Genomic DNA, 2,552 nt, shown 5'->3' with positions numbered 1-2,552 from the left:
GGGGGGCGTTGACGCCCACCCGACACCCCCCCGCCCCCCCCCCGCAGCCCCCCCCCCGGGGGCGCGTGGGGGCCCGCCCGCCGAGGTTGGAGCCCTGGATCGCCGCCAGGAAATCGCCGAGCGCGCCGGTGAAATTGCTCGAGCCCATATACCAGGACCAGAAGCGCGGATGGACGTTGCCCATCGGGTAGGGCATCAAGTTCCTGGTGACGTCGCCATAGATTTCGGCCAGCGGCGCCGGCGAACGCGGCAGCGGTGCCGTGAAGAACGTCGTCACCTCAACCGGCATCTCCTGCCACACGGGACGCTCTCTGACATCGCGCAGGTAAGCGACGGCATCGTCGACGATCCGATACGACAGGACCTGCACGTCGGCCCAGTTCGAGGGGTCAAGCGTTTCCTCGGGGGCCGTGACGGCCAATCCAGGCTTCGTGTCCATGCAGGCCGCTCCCGATGTGCCGCCGTCATGCCGGAAACTGGCAGCCGGGCGTCGACTGTGAAAGCGCGGTCTCCTCGGCGTCCATCTCGGCTTCGATGCCGTCGAACAGCGGCGTCGTCATATAGCGCTCGCCGGTGTCGGGCAGCATGCACAGGATCACCGAGCCGGGTGCAGCCTTTTCCGCGATCTGCCGCGCCACGGCAAAGGTCGCTCCGCCGGAGATGCCGGTGAAAATCCCTTCCTTCTGCGCCAGCGCCTTGGCCCATTTCATGCCCTCCGGCCCGGCAATCGGCACCACCTCGTCATAGAGGCTGGCGTCGATCGCCTCCTGCAGCACGTCCGGAATGAAGTCGGGCGTCCAGCCCTGGATCGGGTGCGGTTCGAAGGCCGGATGGCTGGCGGCAGGCGCGCCGCCGGCGCCGCGCTGCTGTGGCTTGCCGCTGCCGATCAGCTGCGCGTTGGCCGGTTCGGCGAGCACGATCCGGGTCTCCGGACGCTCCTGCCGCAGCACGCGCCCGACGCCGACGACGGTGCCGCCCGTGCCATAGCCGGTGACGAAGCAGTCGAGCCGCGACCCGGCGAAATCGTTGATGATCTCGCGCGCCGTCGTCGCTTCATGAATGGCGGCATTGGCCCTGGTCTCGAACTGACCAGCAAGGAACCAGCCGTTGGCTTCGGCCAGTTCCACGGCCTTCTTGTACATGCCAAAACCCTTCTGGGCGCGCGGCGTCAGCACCACCTTGGCGCCTAACATGCGCATCAGCTTGCGGCGTTCGATGGAGAAGCTGTCGGCCATCGTCACCACCAGCGGATAGCCCTTCTGGGCGCAGACCATGGCCAGGCCGATACCGGTGTTGCCGCTGGTCGCCTCGACGACCGTCTGCCCCGGCTTCAAGGCGCCGCTGCGCTCGCCCTCCTCGATGATGTTGAGCGCTAGCCGGTCCTTCACCGAGGCGGCAGGATTGAAGAACTCGGCCTTCACATAGATCGTGGCGTGGTCCGGTCCGAGATTGTTGATCCGGATCACTGGCGTATCGCCGACCGTGTCGAGAATGCTGTCGAACAGGCGGCCGCGCCCGGCGGTGGTTCTGATTTTCTGTTGATGCAACATGTCGATCTCCTCGCTTTGTCGTTGTCTTTTGTCGTCACGGGCCGGTTACAGACCGGTGGCTTGGGCGGCGAGGTTTCGAGACCTTGCCGCGCTACGGTTGCCTCGCAGGCAATGTGGCAATGCCAGCATCCGGCGCGGAAATTCGCTGCCGGATGCACCGTGTCGCGTTTGGTGATAAACCAAAGGCCGACTGGCCAGCGTGGGAGCAGGCGTGGAAACGCACGTGGAATCTGCCCGATCGAGCCTCGACGGCGGGGTGGTCGGCTTTTCCGTGCGCCTGCTTGGCCCGCTTACGATTATCCGCAACGGCACCTCCGTCGCGCTTCCGAAGTCGCGCAAGCTGCGCGCGCTGTTCGCCTATCTGGCGCTGGCGCCGCATCCTGTCGGCCGCAGCCGGCTCTGCGAGCTTTTGTGGGATGTGCCGAACGACCCGCGCGGCGAGCTTCGCTGGTGCCTCAGCAAACTTCGAGGCGTTCTCGACGAACCCGATCGCCCCAGGATTGGGAGGCAAGGTGACACGGTCGCGCTCGACCTGAACGGTGTATCCGTGGATGCCGTGGAGATTGCCTCGGCCGCGACGAAGGGAATAGAGACGCTCGAGCTCGAACGCCTGCTGGCTCTTTCCCGGCTGTTCGCCGGCGATTTCCTCGACGGGCTGGAGATCGACCGCAGCCCGCATTTCAACAGCTGGTTGACCGCTCAGCGCCGCCGCTTCAGCTCATGCCACGCTGCAGTGCTCGAGCAACTTGTCGAGCGTCTCCCCAGCGATTCCGATGACGCGTCCTCGCATCTCGAAAAATGGCTGGAGCTCGCCCCGTTCGACGGCCGTGCGCATCTGGCTCTGCTGGCCAGGCTCGCGCAGCGCGGCCAGTTCGGCGCGGCCGAGGAGCATGTTGCGGCCGCCGCACGGCACTTCGGGTCCGAAGACCTGGATTTCGCATCCGTTCGCGACGCATGGCGGGCAATCCGCTGCCAGCAGGGCCAGTCCTCATGGGCACAGTC

General features: G+C 66.3%; 2 protein-coding genes and 1 pseudogene. 1 reads left to right on the top strand and 2 read right to left on the bottom strand.

The genetic code is table 11. From position 1 onward, the window contains the following. Together NKJ08_RS38415 and NKJ08_RS38410 are read right to left on the bottom strand one after the other, a co-directional pair. Window positions 1-439: pseudogene (locus NKJ08_RS38415) on the bottom strand (hypothetical protein); the annotation flags it as partial. 25 nt (window positions 440-464) lie between these two features. Further along, a complete protein-coding gene (locus tag NKJ08_RS38410) occupies window positions 465-1,550 on the bottom strand; it encodes a PLP-dependent cysteine synthase family protein (RefSeq protein ID WP_352530012.1) in 1,086 nt (361 codons plus the stop codon). A 223-nt stretch (window positions 1,551-1,773) separates the two neighbouring features. Here NKJ08_RS38410 and NKJ08_RS38405 point away from each other — a divergent pair. Continuing rightward, the coding region (locus tag NKJ08_RS38405) for an AfsR/SARP family transcriptional regulator (RefSeq protein ID WP_502904222.1) at window positions 1,774-2,552 on the top strand (779 nt) is incomplete at its 3' end.

The sequence above is a fragment of the Mesorhizobium sp. M0244 genome (assembly GCF_040321795.1).
Lineage (GTDB): Bacteria > Pseudomonadota > Alphaproteobacteria > Rhizobiales > Rhizobiaceae > Mesorhizobium.
This window is presented reverse-complemented; position numbering and strand designations above follow the sequence as displayed.